Here is a 17,553-nt window from a genome sequence, read left to right on the forward strand (position 1 = left end):
ATGAACGATGAACTGATGTTAGTTGAACCGTCGGAGGAATACTTCGCCGAGCTCGCCGCCTACCGGAACGATTTTCTGGAAAACAGCGATTCCATGGACGGCTGCGGACCGCTTCGCCGGTTTGATGATATGAAGGCGTATCTTGAAGATACCATGCGGTATACCAGAGAGGAGACTCTGCCGGAGGGCATGGTTCTCGCAACACAGTTTCTGTGCATCCGCAAATCAGACAACCGCCTTGTCGGCATGATTCAGGTGCGCCACTACCTGAACGATTTTCTGCGCACCTTTGGCGGCCATATCGGCTACTCCGTCCGCCCGTCGGAACGCAGAAAAGGCTATGCCTCCTGGATGCTGAAAAATGTGCAGCCGTACTGCAAAAGCCTCGGCCTTTCCGAAATTCTGGTCTGCTGCCTGGATACCAACGAGGGAAGCCGCAGAACGCTCTTGAAAAATGGCGGCCGGTTCGACGGCACCGCTTATCGTGCCGATGAAAACAAAACACTGGAGCGTTACTGGATCACCCTGTGATTTTTAATCTTCCATTTCGCATAGCTCTGAATAGTTTCACAAATTTTTCTTGACATCCATGTCATTTCACTTTATAATTTGGAACTGCAAGCGAACATTTCTGTTCTTATGCAAAATATATGCCCCTGGTAAAAAACCGACGGACAGGCAGGGGTAGTTGCCGAGCGTGGTTAAGAGCCACATTATTGATTGCGTTAAAAGCGCAAATTTTATGAGTTGATTACTTTATAATCGATGCTCTACGACGAGCACATCATCTTATGAAACGGTCAATAAGAGTACGTGACTATATATTTCTGCATAGGAAAGCAGGGGGAAGCTTGGATTTTTGCATATCCCCTGAAGTTTGCACAATACGATCATGTATAAATTTCGATTTTTAGACAGATGATGCACGTCATCTGTCTTTTTTTCGTGCTTATAGCCAAAGATGAACCCAACACCATTTTCTGGAAAAGGAGAACAAAATTATGTCAAAAGTTATGATCATCGGATGCGGCGGTGTTGCATCCGTAGCCATTCACAAATGCTGCCAGAACAGTGAAGTATTCTCTGAAATTATGATTGCAAGCCGCACACTTTCCAAGTGCGATGCTTTAAAAGAAAAGCTGGCTCCGACCACAAAAACGATTATCACAACAGCAAAGGTGGATGCCGACTGCACGGAAGAATTAATCGCCTTAATCAAACAGTATCAGCCGGACGCTGTATTGAACCTGGCTCTTCCTTATCAGGATCTTACCATTATGGATGCCTGCCTTGCATGTAAGGTTCCTTACATTGATACTGCAAACTACGAAGCAGAAAACACGGATGATCCGGCATGGCGTGCGATCTACGAAAAGAGATGCGAAGAGCTTGGCTTTTCTGCTTACTTTGATTACTCCTGGCAGTGGGCCTATATGGACCGTTTCAAGGAAGCCGGCATCACCGGTCTTCTCGGAACCGGCTTTGACCCTGGTGTCACCAGCGTTTTTGCAGCCTATGCACAGAAACACTATTTCGATGAAATTCACACGATTGATATTCTGGACTGCAACGGCGGCGATCATGGATATCCGTTTGCAACCAACTTCAATCCGGAAATCAACCTCCGCGAGGTATCCGCTCCCGGTTCTTACTGGGAAAACGGCCACTGGGTGGAAATTCCGCCAATGTCGATCAAACGGGAATATAACTTCGATGAGGTAGGCGAGAAGGATATGTACCTTCTTCACCATGAAGAAATTGAGGCTCTTGCCAAAAACATCCCGGGCGTAAAAAGAATCCGCTTTTTCATGACCTTCGGCCAGAGCTATCTGACCCATATGAAATGTCTGGAAAATGTAGGACTTCTCTCGACCACTCCGATTACCTTCAACGGACAGCAGATTGTACCGATCCAGTTTTTAAAAGAGCTTCTTCCGGATCCTTCCACTCTTGGTCCGCGCACCGTGGGTAAAACCAACATCGGCTGTATTTTTACCGGTATCAAGGACGGAAAAGAAAGAAGCATTTACATTTACAATGTCTGTGACCACCAGGAATGCTACCGGGAAGTAGAGTCTCAGGCGATTTCCTACACCACCGGCGTTCCGGCCATGATCGGAACCATGATGGTCGTGAACGGCCTCTGGAACAAGCCGGGTGTCTACACCACAGATGAATTCGATCCAGATCCGTATATGGAAGCACTCAACAAGTGGGGTCTTCCGTGGAAGGTCGTAGAAAATCCTGTTTTAGTAGATTAAGCCTATGTGTAAGATAAACGAACTGCCAACTCCCTGTTTTGTCATTGATGAAGGCAAACTGGAAGAAAACTTAAAGATCCTGCACCAGGTAGAAGAACGCACCGGTGCAAAAATTCTGCTGGCTCAGAAATGCTTTTCCTGCTTTTCGGAATATCCGCTGATTGGAAAATATATCAGCGGAACAACTGCCAGCGGACTCTATGAGGCGCGGCTTGGAAAGGAAGAAATGGGGCTGGAGAATCATGTGTATTCTCCGGCCTACCGCCCGCAGGATATGGAAGAGCTCGCACAGATCTGCGATCACATTATTTTCAATTCAGAAAAGCAGCTCCGAACGTACCTCCCCGTACTTAAGGCTTCCGGAACCGCAAAAGCCGGACTTCGCATCAACCCGGAATGCTCCACGCAGGAAGGCCATGCGATTTATGATCCCTGTGCGCCCGGCTCCCGCATGGGCATCCGCGCCTGCGATTTTACAGACGAACTGGCCGATCTTGTGGACGGTCTTCATTTTCATACCCTCTGTGAACAGAATTCGGATGATCTGGAAACCACGCTGCGCGCCGTGGAAGAAAAATTCGGCAAGTGGCTTTTTAAAATGAACTGGCTCAACATGGGAGGCGGACATCATATCACCCGTGATGATTACGATATCGAACGCCTGATTTCCTGTATCAACCATATGAAAGAAACGTATGGTCTTCAGATTTACCTGGAGCCCGGGGAAGCAGTTGCCTTAAACGCAGGCTACAATGTCACGGAAGTTCTCGATATTGTTGAAAATAACGGAAAAATTTTAATTCTTGACACTTCCGCTGCCTGCCATATGCCGGATGTGCTTGAGATGCCGTACCGCCCTCCGCTCAAAGGCAGCGGACTGCCTGGGGAAAAGCCTTATACCTACCGCCTTTCCTGCAATACCTGCCTGGCGGGCGACGTAATCGGCGAATATTCCTTCGATTCCCAAATCCGGATCGGTGACAGACTGTATTTTGAAGATATGGCGATTTATTCGATGGTAAAAACCAATACCTTTAACGGAATCCCACTCCCTTCCATCGCGGTGATGGACAAAGCTGGAAACTGCCGAATGATAAAGGAGTTTGGATATGAAGATTTCAAAAACCGATTGTCTTAGAACCCCAAAAGCCGATGGCTTTTACATGCCGGGCGAATTTGAGCCCCACGAAGGCACGCTGATGATCTGGCCATGGCGCCCCGGCTCCTGGAATTACGGCGCAAAAGCGGCAAGAGCGGCATTTGCAGAAATTGCAGAAGCAATTGCCGCTTATGAGCAGGTTTATCTTTTCGTCCGGCCACAGGATAAAGCATCGGCACAGGAACTGCTTTCCTCCGACCGGATTCATCTGATCGAAGCCCAAACGGAGGATGCCTGGGCGAGAGATACCGGCGCTACGTTTGTAATTAACGATCAGGGTGGGCGAAGAGGCATTCAATGGGAATTCAACGCCTGGGGCGGCCAGTATGACGGTCTGTACTCCCACTTTGAACATGACCGTGAGGTTCCGGAACGAATCTGCAATTTTCTCGGAGATTCCTTCTATAATGCCCGCCCCTTTGTTCTGGAAGGCGGCTCCATCCATGTTGACGGGGAAGGAACCCTGCTTACGACCGAAGAATGTCTGCTGAGTCCGGGGCGCAATCCTTCTCTTACAAGAGCGGAAATTGATGAAAAGCTGCGTCAGTATCTTTCGGTCGAGAAAATCATCTGGCTGCCTTTTGGTATTTACAACGATGAAACCAACGGCCATATCGATAATATGTGCTGCTTTGTAAAGCCAGGAGAAGTACTTCTTGCCTGGACAGATGACGAAAACGATCCTCAGTATGCCAGAAGCAGAGCCGCTTTTGATCTTCTCTCCCATACCGTTGACGCGAAGGGACGAAGCTTTGTAATTCACAAGCTGCCCATTCCAAAGCATCCCATCTGTATTACAGAAGAAGATCTTCTCGGCTATGATTTTGAAGCTGGCGAAGACCAGCGGGAAGCCGGGGAACGCCTTGCTGCCAGCTATATCAATTTTTATCTTGCCAATCACTGTGTCCTTCTTCCCCGTTTCGGCGATGAAAACGATACCGTGGCTGCAGAAATTCTTGGAAAATGCTTTCCGGATCGACGGATCCTCCCTGTCGATGCACGCGTCATTCTGACCGGCGGAGGCAACATTCACTGTATTACCCAGCAGATTCCGGCAAAGAAAAGAGGAAACAGATTATGAGAAATATAAAAATTGCCGCACTGCAGTTTTCGTGCTGCAGTCAGGTACAGGAAAATATAGACAAAGCAGAGACTCTGGTCCGTGAAGCCGCTTCCAACGGAGCCAATCTCATCCTTCTTCCTGAATTGTTTGAAAGACCGTATTTTTGTCAGGAAAAGCGATACGATTATTATGATTATGCCATGCCCTTGACAGAAAATCCCGCCGTCCGGCGCTTTCAGTCCGTTGCCGTAGAACTTGGAGTCGTGATTCCGGTCAGCTTTTATGAAAGGGATGTTCAGCGCCTGTTCAACTCGGTTGCCATGATTGATGCAGACGGATCCATTCTTGGCGTTTACCGCAAGACTCATATCCCGGACGACCATTTTTATCAGGAAAAATTCTATTTCACTCCCGGGGATACGGGATTCAAGGTCTTTGAAACACGTTTCGGAGCCGTCGGCGTCGGCATCTGCTGGGATCAGTGGTTTCCGGAAACAGCACGATGTATGGCTGTGCAGGGGGCTGAAATCCTGCTCTATCCTACCGCGATCGGAAGTGAGCCGATCCTGAATGTAGACAGCAGCGGGCACTGGCGACGCGTTATGCAGGGACATGCGGCCGCAAATCTTGTTCCGGTTGCTGCTGCAAACCGGATTGGTACTGAAACCGTAATGCCCTGTGAAGAAAATGGCGGCCAGTCCTCTTCTCTTACTTTCTACGGTTCTTCCTTTATTGCCGATGCAACCGGCGAACTCGTGGCATCTGCCGGAAGAGATACCGAGGAAATCCTGTACGCCTCCTTCGATCTGGATGCCCTGCGCGAAGAACGTTTTTCCTGGGGGCTTTTCCGTGACCGGCGGCCGGAAACTTATCGTATCATGACGAAACAGTAAAGCTCTGTCTCTTCCTGTTGTAACTCTTCCTACAGCGGTGCGCTGCATCACATATTCTAACTACAAAGGAGAACCGCTATGCAATATGGAATTTTATGTCTGCTGCCGCCTGCGGCGATGCTGATTTTTGCATTAAAAACGAAAAAATCTTTCGAAGCTCTGATTTTCGGAACCCTGGTTGCCTATCTCATCATGTATAAAACGGCTTTTATCGGACCCTGGTGTGATCTGCTGCTTTCGGAGATCAGCAACGCAGATAACCAGTATATTCTTCTTCTCTGCGGACTGTTCGGAGGCTTCATCTTCCTGCTCCGCGAGGCAAAAGGAACACTTGGTTTTTCCAACCTGTTAAGCCGCTTCTGTAAAAATGAACGGATCACCATGATGATGTCGGTATTTCTCGGAATCATTATTTTTGTCGATGATTATCTCAACATCATGACCGTTGGAACCTGTATGAAGGATGTCTGTGATAAACGAAAAGTCCCACGCCAGGCCCTTGCCTATATCATTGACTCAACCGGTGCACCTGTCTGTGCACTGATTCCCTTTTCCACCTGGGTAGTTTTTTATTCCGGTGTTTTTATTCAGGAACCGGGCATTCTCAATATGGGCTTTTCCACCGGTATGAGTGTTTACTTAAAAGTGCTTCCTTATATGTTTTATCCCATGGCTGCACTTCTGGTTGTCATTCTGTTTGCCTGCAAACTGATGCCAAAGCTCGGAAAAATGAAAGATGCCTATACCGATCTGGAAAAGAAAGAGCAGACACCGGAGCATCCAAAAATGCACAATGCCCCTTCCGTTGACATTGCCATGGCCGGAATGAGCGTTGATTACCCGCCCGAAAATACCAATGCCGGAAATATACTGGATTTTCTGATCCCCATCGGAATTCTGATCGGTGTGACAGTAGCCACACAGGATATGATGCAGGCGATTATTCTTGCTCTTGCTTCCTGTATGATTCTTTATCTTCCGCGGAAAAAAATGACCTTTACGCGGTACGTGGAACTGTTCTTTGCCGGCTTTGCAGATATTCTTCCGGTTCTCGCCATTCTTCTTGCATCCTTTATGATCAAGACTGCCTGCGGCGAAATGGGACTCTCGGAATACGTCATCAACCTGTGTGTTCCGTATATGAATGCCAAAACACTGGCAGCTATTATTTTTGTTGTCATTGCAGTTCTGACCTTTGTCACCAGCTCTTTCTGGGGAATTGAGGCCGTAGCCGTTTCCATCGTTGTTCCGCTTGCCATCGCCCTTGATGCTAATGTACTTCTGGCACTTGGCGCTGTCGTATCCGGCGGTGTTTTCGGAAGCCATGCATGCTTCTATTCCGACGCAACGGTTCTTTCCTCCGCGACCTGCGAGATTGACAATATGTCACATGCCGTGTCGCAGTTTCCTTACGTCCTGATCAGTGCTGCTCTCGCCGTATCGGGATTCTTAATCTGCGGAATTTTTGCTCTTTAAAGACACACAGGAAATTTCAACGAAGTTTCCTGTAAATTAAAAAAGCCTCCGACGATAGGATTTTTCTGAATTCGTCGAAGGCTTTTTTTGTTTTTTTATTCTTTTACACTCAACCGCACCAGCGCACGCTGCAGCTTGGCTTCGGCAATACGGTATTCTTTGTCCGTCAGACCGCCGTTTGCCAGCGCCTGCTCGGCCCTGTGTTTGGCAGCCTCGGCGCGCTCTGCATCAATATCCTCTTCCCACTCCCAGGTCGTTGCCAGGACACGGCAGACCCCGTTCATCATGGAAAGCATTCCGCCGATGCAGGCGGCATTTCTTCTCGTTCCGTCCTCCAGCACAATATGCGCCTCGCCCATACCGAGTGCAGTGCAGTAATTGCAGTGCCCAGGCAGAATTGCCAGGTCGCCGCTGATGGTTCTGCAGACAACTCGCGCTACGTCACCCTCATAGAGAAGTCCGTCCGGCGTGCCGACACGTAAAGGAAATGTACTCATACGTCATTCCTCCTTTACTGATTCAGTGCTTTTGCTTTTTCAAATACCTCGTCGATGGTACCTGCAAACAGGAAGCAGCTCTCCGGAAGATCGTCGCACTCGCCGTCAAGGATCATGCGGAATCCACGCAGAGTTTCTTTTAACGGCACATATTTTCCTTCCATACCGGTAAACTGCTCCGCTACCGAGAAGCTCTGGGACAGGAAACGCTGTACCTTACGGGCACGGCTGACCGTCAGCTTATCCTCCTCGGACAGTTCATCCATACCCATGATGGCGATGATATCCTGCAGCTCTTTGTATCTCTGCAGCACCTGCTGTACGGCACGTGCTACCTCATAGTGCTCATGGCCTACGATTTCCGGTGTCAGGATACGGCTGGTAGAATCGAGCGGATCAACAGCCGGGTAAATACCCTGGCTGGAGATTTCACGGGAAAGTACCGTCGTGGCATCCAGATGGGTAAACGTTGTTGCCGGAGCCGGGTCGGTCAGGTCATCGGCCGGCACGTAAACAGCCTGTACCGATGTGATGGATCCCTTTCTTGTGGAAGTAATACGCTCCTGCAGTGCGCCCATCTCGGTTGCCAGCGTCGGCTGGTATCCTACTGCGGACGGCATACGGCCAAGCAGAGCCGAAACCTCGGAACCTGCCTGCGTAAATCGGAAAATATTATCGATGAACAGCAGCACATCCTGATTTTTCACATCACGGAAATATTCTGCCATGGTAAGGCCGGAAAGTCCGACACGCATACGCGCTCCCGGCGGCTCGTTCATCTGTCCATAGACCAGTGCTGTCTTGTCGATAACACCGCTCTCTTTCATCTCGTTGTAAAGGTCATTTCCTTCACGGGTACGCTCTCCGACACCGGTGAAAACGGAAAGTCCGCCGTGTGCCGTTGCCACGTTGTGGATCAGCTCCATGATAAGGACTGTTTTTCCAACGCCGGCACCACCGAACAGACCGATTTTTCCGCCCTTGGCATACGGGCAGATCAGGTCAACGACCTTGATTCCGGTTTCGAGGATCTCCGTTGCCGGAACCTGTTCCTCATAGGACGGCGGATCGCGGTGGATCGGCCATTTTTCTGCTGTTTCCGGTGCCGGCTTATTGTCTACGGTCTCACCGAGCAGGTTGAACACGCGGCCTAAGCACTCCTCTCCGACCGGAACGGCGATCGGGCCGCCCGTGTCAACTGCTTTTGTTCCGCGGACAAGTCCGTCTGTGGACTTCATGGCAATGCAGCGGACCATGTTGTCGCCCGTCTGCTGCGCCACTTCCACAACCAGCTTCTCGCCGTGGTTGTCTATCTCGATGGCATTCAGAAGTGCCGGCAGCTCTCCTTCCGGAAAACGGATGTCCAGAACAGGACCCGTTACCTGCACAACCTCGCCAATGTGTTTTTCACTCATTTAACGACTTCTCCTCACTTTTCTTGTTTCCACTCTTACACGCCTTCCGCACCGCCGACAATCTCCGTGATCTCCTGCGTAATGCTTGCCTGACGGGCACGGTTGTAATACAGATTGAGCTGTTCAATCATCTCCTCTGCATTTCCCGTTGCCGCCTCCATTGCGGTACGGCGTGCCGCAAGCTCACTTGCTACACTCTCACAGATACCGCCGTAGATCAGGCCGCCTAAGTATTCCGGCACAATCGCTTCGAATACCTCGACACCGTTTGGCTCATACAGGATCAGATTCCGGATTTTTTTCGCTTCCGGATCCTCTCCGTCCTCTTTTGCAATGTCAATCAGAGGCAGGATCGGCACGGAAACCGGCATCTGCGACAGCATCGACACGAATTTTGTGTAACAAAGCTCCACATGTCCGAAGGTCCCTTTCCGGAACTCACGGCACAGTGCGCGCGCGATCTCAAAGCTGTCTGCCACAGAAAGATTTGCGATCTCGGCAAAGCTGTCCGTCAGAATGTCCAGCTTCCGGGATTTTGCATACTCCACTGCCTTTTTGCCGACCGGAACCACACAGATCTCTTTTCCTTTGGCATCTGCCTCAAAGCATCGGAACAGATTCGCGTTGTATCCGCCCGCAAGGCCGCGGTCTCCGGCAACCAGCACGTAGCAGCATTTCTCGTTTTTTGCCTCTTTTGCATAAATGGAATAAAATTCCGTGTTTCCTTTTGCAATATCCTGCAAAGTGCGGTACAGCTCCTGAAAATACGGACGGCAGGTATCAGCCCGCTCCTTCGCTTTTCGCAGCTTGGAGGACGCTACAAGTTCCATCGCCTTGGTAATCTGCATCGTGCTTTCGACACTTTTGATCCGCAGCTTTACGGCTTTCATGTTTGCAGCCATAGGCTCCTCCTTCTTTCCTTATTTTGCAGGTCTTGTATTGATAAAGTTTTCGGTGTACGATTCGAGCGCACTTTTCAGCTTCTCTTCGGTATCTGCCTCGAGTTTTCCGGTTGCGGAAATCTCCTGCATCACGGCAGCACCCTCTGCATCGGTATCAAGCCAGGTATACAGTCCGTCCTCATAGGCGCGGACATCCTCAGCTGCAACCTTTGACAGAATTCCTTTCGTTACCGCATAAAGAATGGCCACCTGTTTTTCTACCGGAACCGGTGCATTCTGGTTCTGTTTTAATACTTCCACGATACGCACACCCTGCTCCAGACGCGCCTTTGTATCGGCATCCAGGTCGGATCCGAACTGTGCAAAGCTTGCCAGCTCGCGGTACTGGGAATAGATCAGTTTCAGAGTTCCGGCTACCTTCTTCATCGCCTTAATCTGCGCATTTCCACCGACACGGGATACGGATACGCCAGGGTTTACCGCCGGCATAACGCCCGAGTGGAACAGCTCTGTCTCAAGGAAAATCTGGCCGTCTGTGATGGAGATGACGTTCGTCGGAATATAGGCGGAAATATCGCCTGCCTGGGTCTCAATGATCGGCAGAGCCGTCATGGATCCGCCGCCGTGTTCATCGTCCAGCTTTGCGGCACGCTCCAGAAGTCTGGAATGGAGATAGAAAACATCTCCCGGATAAGCCTCACGTCCCGGCGGACGGCGGATCAGCAGTGAGAGTGCACGGTATGCAACCGCGTGCTTACTTAAATCATCATAAATGATCAGCACATCTTTTCCCTGATACATAAAGTACTCGCCCATGGCACAGCCGGAATACGGTACGATATACTGCAGCGGGCTCGCTTCGGATGCCGTCGCTGCCACGACGATGGTGTACGCCATTGCGCCGTTCTTCTCAAGATTTTCTACTAAGGACGCTACTGTCGAACGTTTCTGTCCGATGGCAACGTAGATACAGATCACATCCTTGCCTTTCTGGTTCAGAATGGTATCGGTTGCGATCGTTGTCTTTCCGGTCTGACGGTCTCCGATGATCAGCTCTCGCTGACCTCTTCCGATCGGAACCATGGAATCGATCGCTTTAATACCGGTCTGCAGCGGCTGATTAACACCTTTTCTCTCACAGATGCCCGGTGCCGGGCTTTCAATCGGACGGTACTCTGCTGCCGTAATCGGGCCTGCGCCGTCGATTGGCTGGCCAAGCGCGTTGACAACGCGTCCGATCATGCCTTCTCCGACCGGAACCGAAACAACCTTTCCCGTTCTTTTTACAAGCTGTCCCTCGCTGATGTTCTCGCCGGAACCGAATAAAACGACAGATACGCTGTTTTCCTCGAGGTTCTGTGCCATTCCATAGCTTCCATCCTCAAATTCCAGCAGCTCGCCTGCCATGCAGTTCGAAAGACCGCTGGCTCTTGCGATTCCGTCTCCGACCATCAGAACGGTGCCTGTCTCATCCTGCCGGATCGCATTTTCATAATATTTGATCTGGCTGCGGATGACCTTGGATATTTCTTCTGGTTTCAGTTGCATTTTTTCCTCCTACACCACTGTATCGCTGATTCTTCTAGAAAGCTCGGCCAAACGTCCCTTTACGGTTCCGTCAAACAGCTTTCCGTCGAGCTCCACGCGGACACCCGCCAGAACGGACGGATCGGTTTTCAGTTCCATCACGACCGTTTTTCCGCTCATTGTTTCCAGTTTTTTCTTCAGAAGCTCTTCCTGTTCCTTCGACAGGGATGCTGCGCTCGTCACAACTGCCTCGGCAATGTTGTGCGCCGCAAAGTATCTGCGCTGAAACGCTTCCTGGCATCCGCCGAATTCCCGGAGAAGATTTTTTTCACACAGCAGTTTGATAAAATTGACCAAATACGGTTCCGCCTGGCTGCCAAATGCCGCGTCGATCAGCCCGATCCGCTCTTTTCGCGGAATCGAAGGCTCCGATAAAAGGCGCGGATACTCCGGATTTTCCCGGAACAGAGCTCGGATCTCCTTCATCTCGGAAAGGATTTCCTCTTCGAGATGCTCCTCCTGGGCCAGCTCATACAGGCTTCCACCGTATACTCTGGCAGTTTCTGTCATGATGCTTCACCTACATTCGATATAAATTCATCTATCAGCTTCTCATGGTCTTTTTCATTAATCTCGCGCTCAATGACTTTTCCGGCAATATCCATGGCAATGCCGCCGATCTCGCCTTTGACTTCATTGACCGCTTTCTTTTTCTCCTGGGCAATCTCTTTTTCTGCCTTGTTTTTCAGAGCAGCTGCCTGTTCGGAAGCCTCTTTTACGATTTTCTCGCTCTGCAGCGTCGCTGTCTTTCTGGCGCTTTCGAGAATCTCGTTGGCCTTTGCCTTGGCCTCCTGCATATTCTGCTCATATTCCTCTTTGATGGCGTTGGCTTCTTTTTTTGCCGCCTCTGCGTCTGTAATCTCCGCATCGGCTGCCGCACGCCGTTTTTCCAGCATCTCATTGATCGGTTTGAAAAGGAACCGTTTGATCAGATACATCTGGATGAAGAGGTTGCAGATCTGTGCGATAAAAGTCCAGGGGACAATTCCTACCAGTTCCTGAACCTGCATAGTTTCTTTCCTCCTAGCAATCATTTACTCCTTGCAACTATTTCAGGAAGTTCATGAACATTCCCGGTGCTACGAAGATCAGAAGCAGGCCGGTTACGAAACCGTAAATACCTGTGGTCTCTGCGATCGCACAGCCAAGAAGCATCGTACTTGTTACATCACCTTTGCATTCCGGCTGACGTCCGATTGCCTCAAGTGCCTTTGCTACGGCGTTACCTTCACCGATACCAGGTCCGATACCTGCGATCAGGGAGCATCCTGCGCCGATTGCGCATCCTGCGAGAGCGATACCTTTTGCTAAAATCTGAAAATCCATCTTGTTTTCCTCCTGTATTTTCTTTTTGTAAACCTCATTTTTTAATCTCTTTAGCCTTCCTCTGCTGCATTCGCAATGTACATGACAGTCAGCATACAGAAAATAAAGGCCTGCATCACGCCGGAGAACCAGTCAAAATAGACCGACAGAACAGCCGGAACACCGACGTCCAGAATCGGGATCTGTGAAAGAGTTCTTCCGAGCACGCCGGGAAGCAGTCCCAGCAGCTTTCCGCTTGCCAGTGCCAGAGATCCGTAGATCAGGGCATTGATGACAACGCCGGAAAGAATGTTTCCAAAGTGACGGCACGCCATACTGATCGGCGTTGCGAGCTCCGACAAAACGTTAAACGGTGTCATAACCGCAATCGGAGTCGTGAATCCTTTCAGATATCCGCCAAAACCGTTGGTTTTGATTTTCTGTGTGGTGATCATGATGAAAACCACAACAGCCCAGGCCGCCTCGGTAGAAAGATCTGCTGTCGGACTTCGAAGTCCGATCAGACTGATCAGGTTTGAGACAACGCTGGTCGCGAAAAGTGCCGACACAAAAGGAATCAGATACCGAAATTTTTCTCCCATGTTGCCGATGACGAATTTATTTGCGGTCTCCACAATCATTTCTGCCACCGCCTGGCGTTTGGAGATGTTCCGTATCTTCAAATCTCTTGTGAGCCAGATGCAAAGTCCGGTAATGAGTGCCATTACAATCCAGCTTACCACCAGCGTTTCGCTGATCTGAATTTTCCCGAACAGCGGAAAATCGATCGGGATCGTAAAAAAGACTTTTGCACCGGAGATATCAACCTCCATTCTCTTTTCTCACCTCCTCTGTATGAGATAAAATAAAAAATTTGAACCTTTTGTCAAAGCGGATCTTCACAATCCGCTTCGCTGCTTGCTCATAACCGAATCGCTGCTTCGCTGTTTCGGTTTCAAAACGCCGTCCCGTCTTTGCGGCTTTCGCCAAAGATCAGGTTCAGCGCTTTATGCTGTTTTTTATGCCCTTCAGCTTGATGGCCGTTCCCGGAATTAAAAGCGGCAGGATTCCTGCGGCAAACTGAAAGCATGGAAGCACAATCGCCAGAATTGCCCAGAGCATCTGCATCAGGTTTCTCTGCGAATAGCTTGCCTGCATCCGCCGTTTTGCTCCCGCCTCGTCTGTCTCGGACACTGCTTTTTGTACTGCCATGCCCATCAGGAAAAAGTTCAGCACCGCAACGGCACCGCCTCCGATTCCCCCGAGGATCACCCGATAGTCAAATGGGATTTTTTCCGGCCAGATCAGGTGCAGGATCAGAAACCCGACCCACATCACAACCACGCCGACAACAGTATAGATGGCAACATTTTTCGTCTCCTTTTTTACGGCCGGCTGGACCTTGTCTCCGAAATTGCTCATATCGCCTTGTTTCCTTTCTAATGGATTTTCCCCTTAAAATCAGTCTGAAATCTTTTCTCTGCCACTTGATCTTCGTCAACTGTGAAAACTTTTTCAGACACGTTCTAAATATGTCGGTTGAAAGACACCCGCTTTTTCTTCTTTTTTCCGTCCGGCTCCGTCTCGATGCGTTTCTGATGCCGCAGAACGCTCTGCCCGAATTTCCAGGCTGTCACGGCACCGCCTCCGATCCCAAAGAAAAAGCCGAGCAGATAAATCCATGTTCCAACCGAAAAGCGGTCGCAAAGCCACCAGCAAAGTGCCAGACAAAGAAAAAGAGGCGTCACAAGGGACAGTCCGAATTGTGTCAACATTGTGAGATTGGTAATCATCCCCGTCCACTTCTTCATATCCTGTCCCTTTCTGCCGTCTCTTTTTTGTCAGACTTTCGGGTCTGCGTTCTGTCTTCCATTTTTGTAACCGCTTAGTCAGATTGTACCATAAACGTTTTCATAAGACAAATGAATTTGTATATTTTCCAAATTATTTGTTTTTATTTACATTCTTTTCATAATAATTGGAACAATTTTCTCATTTTGTCCCATTGCAAAATTGCAGCGTTCACCTCGCTTCTTATTTTTTGAAAAAAATTGCGGTTTTATTCCACACATACTGCCGTTTTTTCTTTCCAACCGGAAAGCTGATAGCTTACCTCATAGTGTCCCGGCTCCAGCAGGTATCTGCCGTTTTCTTCTGATCCGAGCACTTCTGCAACCGCTTCTTTTTCACTTTTGGCAACCATTGGAAGTATGGCCTCTGCGGTACAGTCGAACGGAACATCCATGGTGATGGTCACGTGCTCTTTGTCGGAAAGCTCCCAGCGAATGCTGTACATTCCCGATGCAGAATCATATTTTGCCTCTGCATACCTCAAATCCCAGTTCAGCGTCGGTGCAAACTGTACGGTCCTGACACCCGGATGGGATTCCATCGTGTTGATGCCGGCAACGTGACGGAACATCCATTCCTGGATGGAGCCGTAAGCATAATGGTTCATACTGTTCATACTGATGCCGGAAATCGTACCGTCCGCAAGAAGGGAATTCCAGCGTTCCCAGACGGTAGTTGCACCAAGCTTAACCTCATAAAGCCAACCCGGAAATTCCTCGTTCAGCAACAGTTCGTAGGCAAGATCATTCATGCCGTTGTCGGTGAGCACATTGTTCAGCAATGGTGTTCCGACAAATCCCGTCTTCAGTTTGTGGTTACTCTGCTCAAACAGCTTCAGAAGCTGCCGTTTTGTCAGCTCTTCGTTCTTTGACAGATGGTATTTCAGCGTCAGCAGCAGCGCCGTCTGTGTTTTGATGCAGCAGCGGCCTGTTGCGCTGTAATATTCTTCCTGTACCACAGCAAACTGCTCCTCGGACAGCTTCTGATACTTCTCCTGCTCCTCGCGGTATCCCAGCACACCGGCCGCTTTTGCCACGATTCCTGCGCTGATCGCATAATACAGGTTTGCAATAAACTCCTCGTCCGTTGCACCCATGACCTGCTCAGCGCCCTGCACCGGATTGTCAAGCGCCAGCCAGTCGCCAAAGTGGAATACATATCTCCAGCCATGGTTGTCCCCATCCACTTTCGTGATGTAGTCCACCCACGATTTCATGCTCACAAACTGATCTTCCAGAATGCTCTTGTCCCCGTAAAACAGATACAGATTCCACGGAATGATGCACGCCGCATCGCCCCAGACACACGCTGCATCTTCCACGCCGCACGACGGCACCACATGCGGAACCTTTCCACCGAGCACGCTCTGTTCTTTTGCCATGTCGTACAGGTATTTTGCATAGAATGCATACGTATCTTCGAGATACATTGCCGTCGGCGAGAATACCTGCGCATCTCCCGTCCATCCCATACGCTCGTCACGCTGCGGGCAGTCGGTTGGAACATCTACAAAATTGCACTTTAAGCCCCAGCGCACATTGCTGATGAGCTGATTGACCAAATCACTTCCTGTTTTCATCCAGCCTGTCGCTGTGATGTTGCTGTAATAAGAAAGACCCGTGAAATCCTCTTTTTTCAGATCCGGAATGCCTTCGATCTTCACGTAACGGTAGCCGTAGAACGTAAAATGCGGCACAAGATCCATTTCGGTTCCATCGGAAATATAGATGTATTCGGATTTTGCACTCCGCAGATTGTCATTGTAGAAATTGCCGCGCTGCAAAATCTCACCTGTCTGAACATGAACTTTGGTTCCTGCCGGCACGTTGACATGCAGCTTGAAAATTCCCGTAAACTCCTGCCCCATATCGAAGACCAGCTCGCCGGCCGGAGTATGAAGCAGTTCTTTAGGTTCAAACGTCTCATGAATCGTCACCGGAAGGCTCATGCGTTCCGTCAGTTCTCCTTTTGGTGCCTCACAAAAAACCGCCTTCTCCAATGGCAGTTCCGACAGCGTGTCGTCCCGGTGCTCACCGTCGTAAAGATTCGAGAATGCAATTTTACTGCGCCGCACCTGCCACGATTCATCCGTGCCAATCACCTCTTCCGAACCGTCCGCATACGTCAGATGCAGCTCCGCAATCAGCTTCCACTCATTGCCGTAAAATCCCTTGTCCTCAAACGCACTGAATCCAAACCGCGCCTTGTACCAGCCGTTTCCAAGCAGCACACGGAGCATTCCCTGTTTTGAAACCTCCTCTGTCACATCATACGTCTGATACTGTACCCATTCATTGTAATCATTGCTGTACGGCGTCAGGTACTCATCCCCGACACGCTTCTCATCCACATACACCTCATACAGTCCAAGTCCGCAGACATACAGCCTGGCCTTCGCTACCTCTTTTGCCGGAACAATTTCTTTTTCAAAATATGGATGACGGTTCTCCTTACTGTCACAGGAAATCCATTTTCCTGTCCATGCTTCATTCCGTTTTCCGGTCTCAAAAAACTGTACTTCACTCACCGCCGTCTCCCCGGCATCACTGCCCGCTTCCACGTTCCAGTAATACCGCGTTCTCGGCTCCAGATCCAGCTTCACCGGATAGAAAAGACTGCTCGCCTTATCATCCTCTCCGGAATCAAACAGCAGATGCTCCATCGCTGCATCCGATGCTACACGGATTCTCGCATAGCTCTGTTTTTTTCCTTCCGCGTCTTTCACTTTCCAGGAAAAGACCGTTCTCTCCATTCGGAACCCCATTGGATTTTCCAGATGATTCACCTGTGCGTGATAAATTTTCATTTCAATATCCTCCTCCATCTTATTTTTGAAAATTCCCCCATTTTTTCTCATTTTATCATGATCCCTTTCGAGAAAAAAGGTTCTGTTTTGCAGGAAAAAACATCTTTATTTGCACCATTTCCTGCCCACCAGACATCTCCCCGGATTGCCAGAAAGTATGGGACATTTTCTCTTTTTCGGGCCACACCGAAACTAATAAGAGCCTGTGCTTTCCTTTCCCCTCAGCCGCAGTGCGATCCTGCCCGGAGGGCTTTTTACTTTACAGGAAAATTCAACGAAGTTTCCTGTAAAGTAAAAAAATGCCGGATTCTTTGAACCGCCCCAAGAAATCAGATTTT

General features: G+C 49.6%; 17 protein-coding genes. 6 read left to right on the forward strand and 11 right to left on the reverse strand.

The window, feature by feature from the left end:
• The 6 genes from DWW13_RS03525 to DWW13_RS03550 all read left to right on the forward strand — a co-directional run bounded on the left by DWW13_RS03525 (window position 1) and on the right by DWW13_RS03550 (window position 6,852).
• Window positions 1-531, forward strand: coding sequence for a GNAT family N-acetyltransferase (locus tag DWW13_RS03525; RefSeq protein WP_158579739.1), 531 nt, complete (start codon window positions 1-3; stop codon window positions 529-531).
• A gap of 470 nt (window positions 532-1,001) precedes the next feature.
• Window positions 1,002-2,261: a saccharopine dehydrogenase family protein gene (locus DWW13_RS03530; protein ID WP_022462242.1), complete on the forward strand. Its 1,260-nt coding sequence runs from the start codon at window positions 1,002-1,004 to the stop codon at window positions 2,259-2,261.
• A 4-nt stretch (window positions 2,262-2,265) separates the two neighbouring features.
• On the forward strand, window positions 2,266-3,399 hold the full coding sequence (gene nspC / locus DWW13_RS03535; RefSeq protein WP_118719250.1) for a carboxynorspermidine decarboxylase: 1,134 nt from the start codon (window positions 2,266-2,268) through the stop codon (window positions 3,397-3,399).
• Window positions 3,371-4,501: an agmatine deiminase gene (gene aguA, locus DWW13_RS03540; RefSeq protein ID WP_118719252.1), complete on the forward strand. Its 1,131-nt coding sequence runs from the start codon at window positions 3,371-3,373 to the stop codon at window positions 4,499-4,501. The genes nspC and aguA overlap by 29 nt, the downstream gene beginning before the upstream one ends.
• Window positions 4,498-5,376 (forward strand): N-carbamoylputrescine amidase, encoded by an 879-nt coding sequence (gene aguB, locus DWW13_RS03545; RefSeq protein WP_118719254.1) that lies wholly within the window; start codon window positions 4,498-4,500, stop codon window positions 5,374-5,376. The genes aguA and aguB overlap by 4 nt, the downstream gene beginning before the upstream one ends.
• A gap of 78 nt (window positions 5,377-5,454) precedes the next feature.
• Window positions 5,455-6,852, forward strand: a complete 1,398-nt coding sequence (locus tag DWW13_RS03550) for a Na+/H+ antiporter NhaC family protein (RefSeq protein ID WP_117813758.1) — start codon at window positions 5,455-5,457, stop codon at window positions 6,850-6,852.
• A gap of 95 nt (window positions 6,853-6,947) precedes the next feature.
• On the opposite strand, the gene atpC is transcribed toward DWW13_RS03550, so the two are convergent.
• The 11 genes from atpC to DWW13_RS03605 form a co-directional block, all read right to left on the reverse strand.
• Window positions 6,948-7,349: an ATP synthase F1 subunit epsilon gene (gene atpC / locus DWW13_RS03555; RefSeq protein WP_022462237.1), complete on the reverse strand. Its 402-nt coding sequence runs from the start codon at window positions 7,347-7,349 to the stop codon at window positions 6,948-6,950.
• 14 nt (window positions 7,350-7,363) lie between these two features.
• Window positions 7,364-8,764 (reverse strand): F0F1 ATP synthase subunit beta, encoded by a 1,401-nt coding sequence (atpD, locus tag DWW13_RS03560; RefSeq protein ID WP_022462236.1) that lies wholly within the window; start codon window positions 8,762-8,764, stop codon window positions 7,364-7,366.
• A gap of 35 nt (window positions 8,765-8,799) precedes the next feature.
• Entirely contained in the window at window positions 8,800-9,666 is an 867-nt protein-coding gene (gene atpG, locus DWW13_RS03565; RefSeq protein ID WP_055220552.1) for an ATP synthase F1 subunit gamma, read from the reverse strand.
• 18 nt (window positions 9,667-9,684) lie between these two features.
• Window positions 9,685-11,214, reverse strand: a complete 1,530-nt coding sequence (gene atpA, locus DWW13_RS03570; protein WP_055220549.1) for a F0F1 ATP synthase subunit alpha — start codon at window positions 11,212-11,214, stop codon at window positions 9,685-9,687.
• A gap of 9 nt (window positions 11,215-11,223) precedes the next feature.
• Window positions 11,224-11,763, reverse strand: a complete 540-nt coding sequence (gene atpH / locus DWW13_RS03575) for an ATP synthase F1 subunit delta (RefSeq protein ID WP_022462447.1) — start codon at window positions 11,761-11,763, stop codon at window positions 11,224-11,226.
• The gene (atpF, locus tag DWW13_RS03580) at window positions 11,760-12,263 is read right to left on the reverse strand and encodes a F0F1 ATP synthase subunit B (protein WP_022462448.1); all 504 of its coding nucleotides are present in this window, start codon (window positions 12,261-12,263) and stop codon (window positions 11,760-11,762) included. Before atpF ends, atpH begins: the two co-directional genes overlap by 4 nt.
• Window positions 12,264-12,300: 37 nt before the next feature.
• Complete coding sequence (atpE, locus tag DWW13_RS03585; RefSeq protein WP_022462449.1) at window positions 12,301-12,579, reverse strand: ATP synthase F0 subunit C; 279 nt, start codon at window positions 12,577-12,579, stop codon at window positions 12,301-12,303.
• A 50-nt stretch (window positions 12,580-12,629) separates the two neighbouring features.
• Window positions 12,630-13,391, reverse strand: coding sequence for a F0F1 ATP synthase subunit A (locus DWW13_RS03590; RefSeq protein WP_022462450.1), 762 nt, complete (start codon window positions 13,389-13,391; stop codon window positions 12,630-12,632).
• Between the two features lie 166 nt (window positions 13,392-13,557).
• Window positions 13,558-13,980, reverse strand: coding sequence for a hypothetical protein (locus DWW13_RS03595; RefSeq protein WP_055227959.1), 423 nt, complete (start codon window positions 13,978-13,980; stop codon window positions 13,558-13,560).
• Window positions 13,981-14,084: 104 nt separating this feature from the next.
• Entirely contained in the window at window positions 14,085-14,369 is a 285-nt protein-coding gene (locus DWW13_RS03600; RefSeq protein WP_055227958.1) for an AtpZ/AtpI family protein, read from the reverse strand.
• A gap of 248 nt (window positions 14,370-14,617) precedes the next feature.
• Complete coding sequence (locus DWW13_RS03605) at window positions 14,618-17,215, reverse strand: alpha-L-rhamnosidase (protein WP_118719397.1); 2,598 nt, start codon at window positions 17,213-17,215, stop codon at window positions 14,618-14,620.
• Between the last annotated feature and the right edge of the window lie 338 nt (window positions 17,216-17,553).

Origin of the sequence: Blautia sp. AF14-40 (assembly GCF_003479665.1) — a bacterium.
In the GTDB taxonomy this organism is placed as follows: Bacteria; Bacillota; Clostridia; order Lachnospirales; family Lachnospiraceae; genus Fusicatenibacter; species Fusicatenibacter saccharivorans.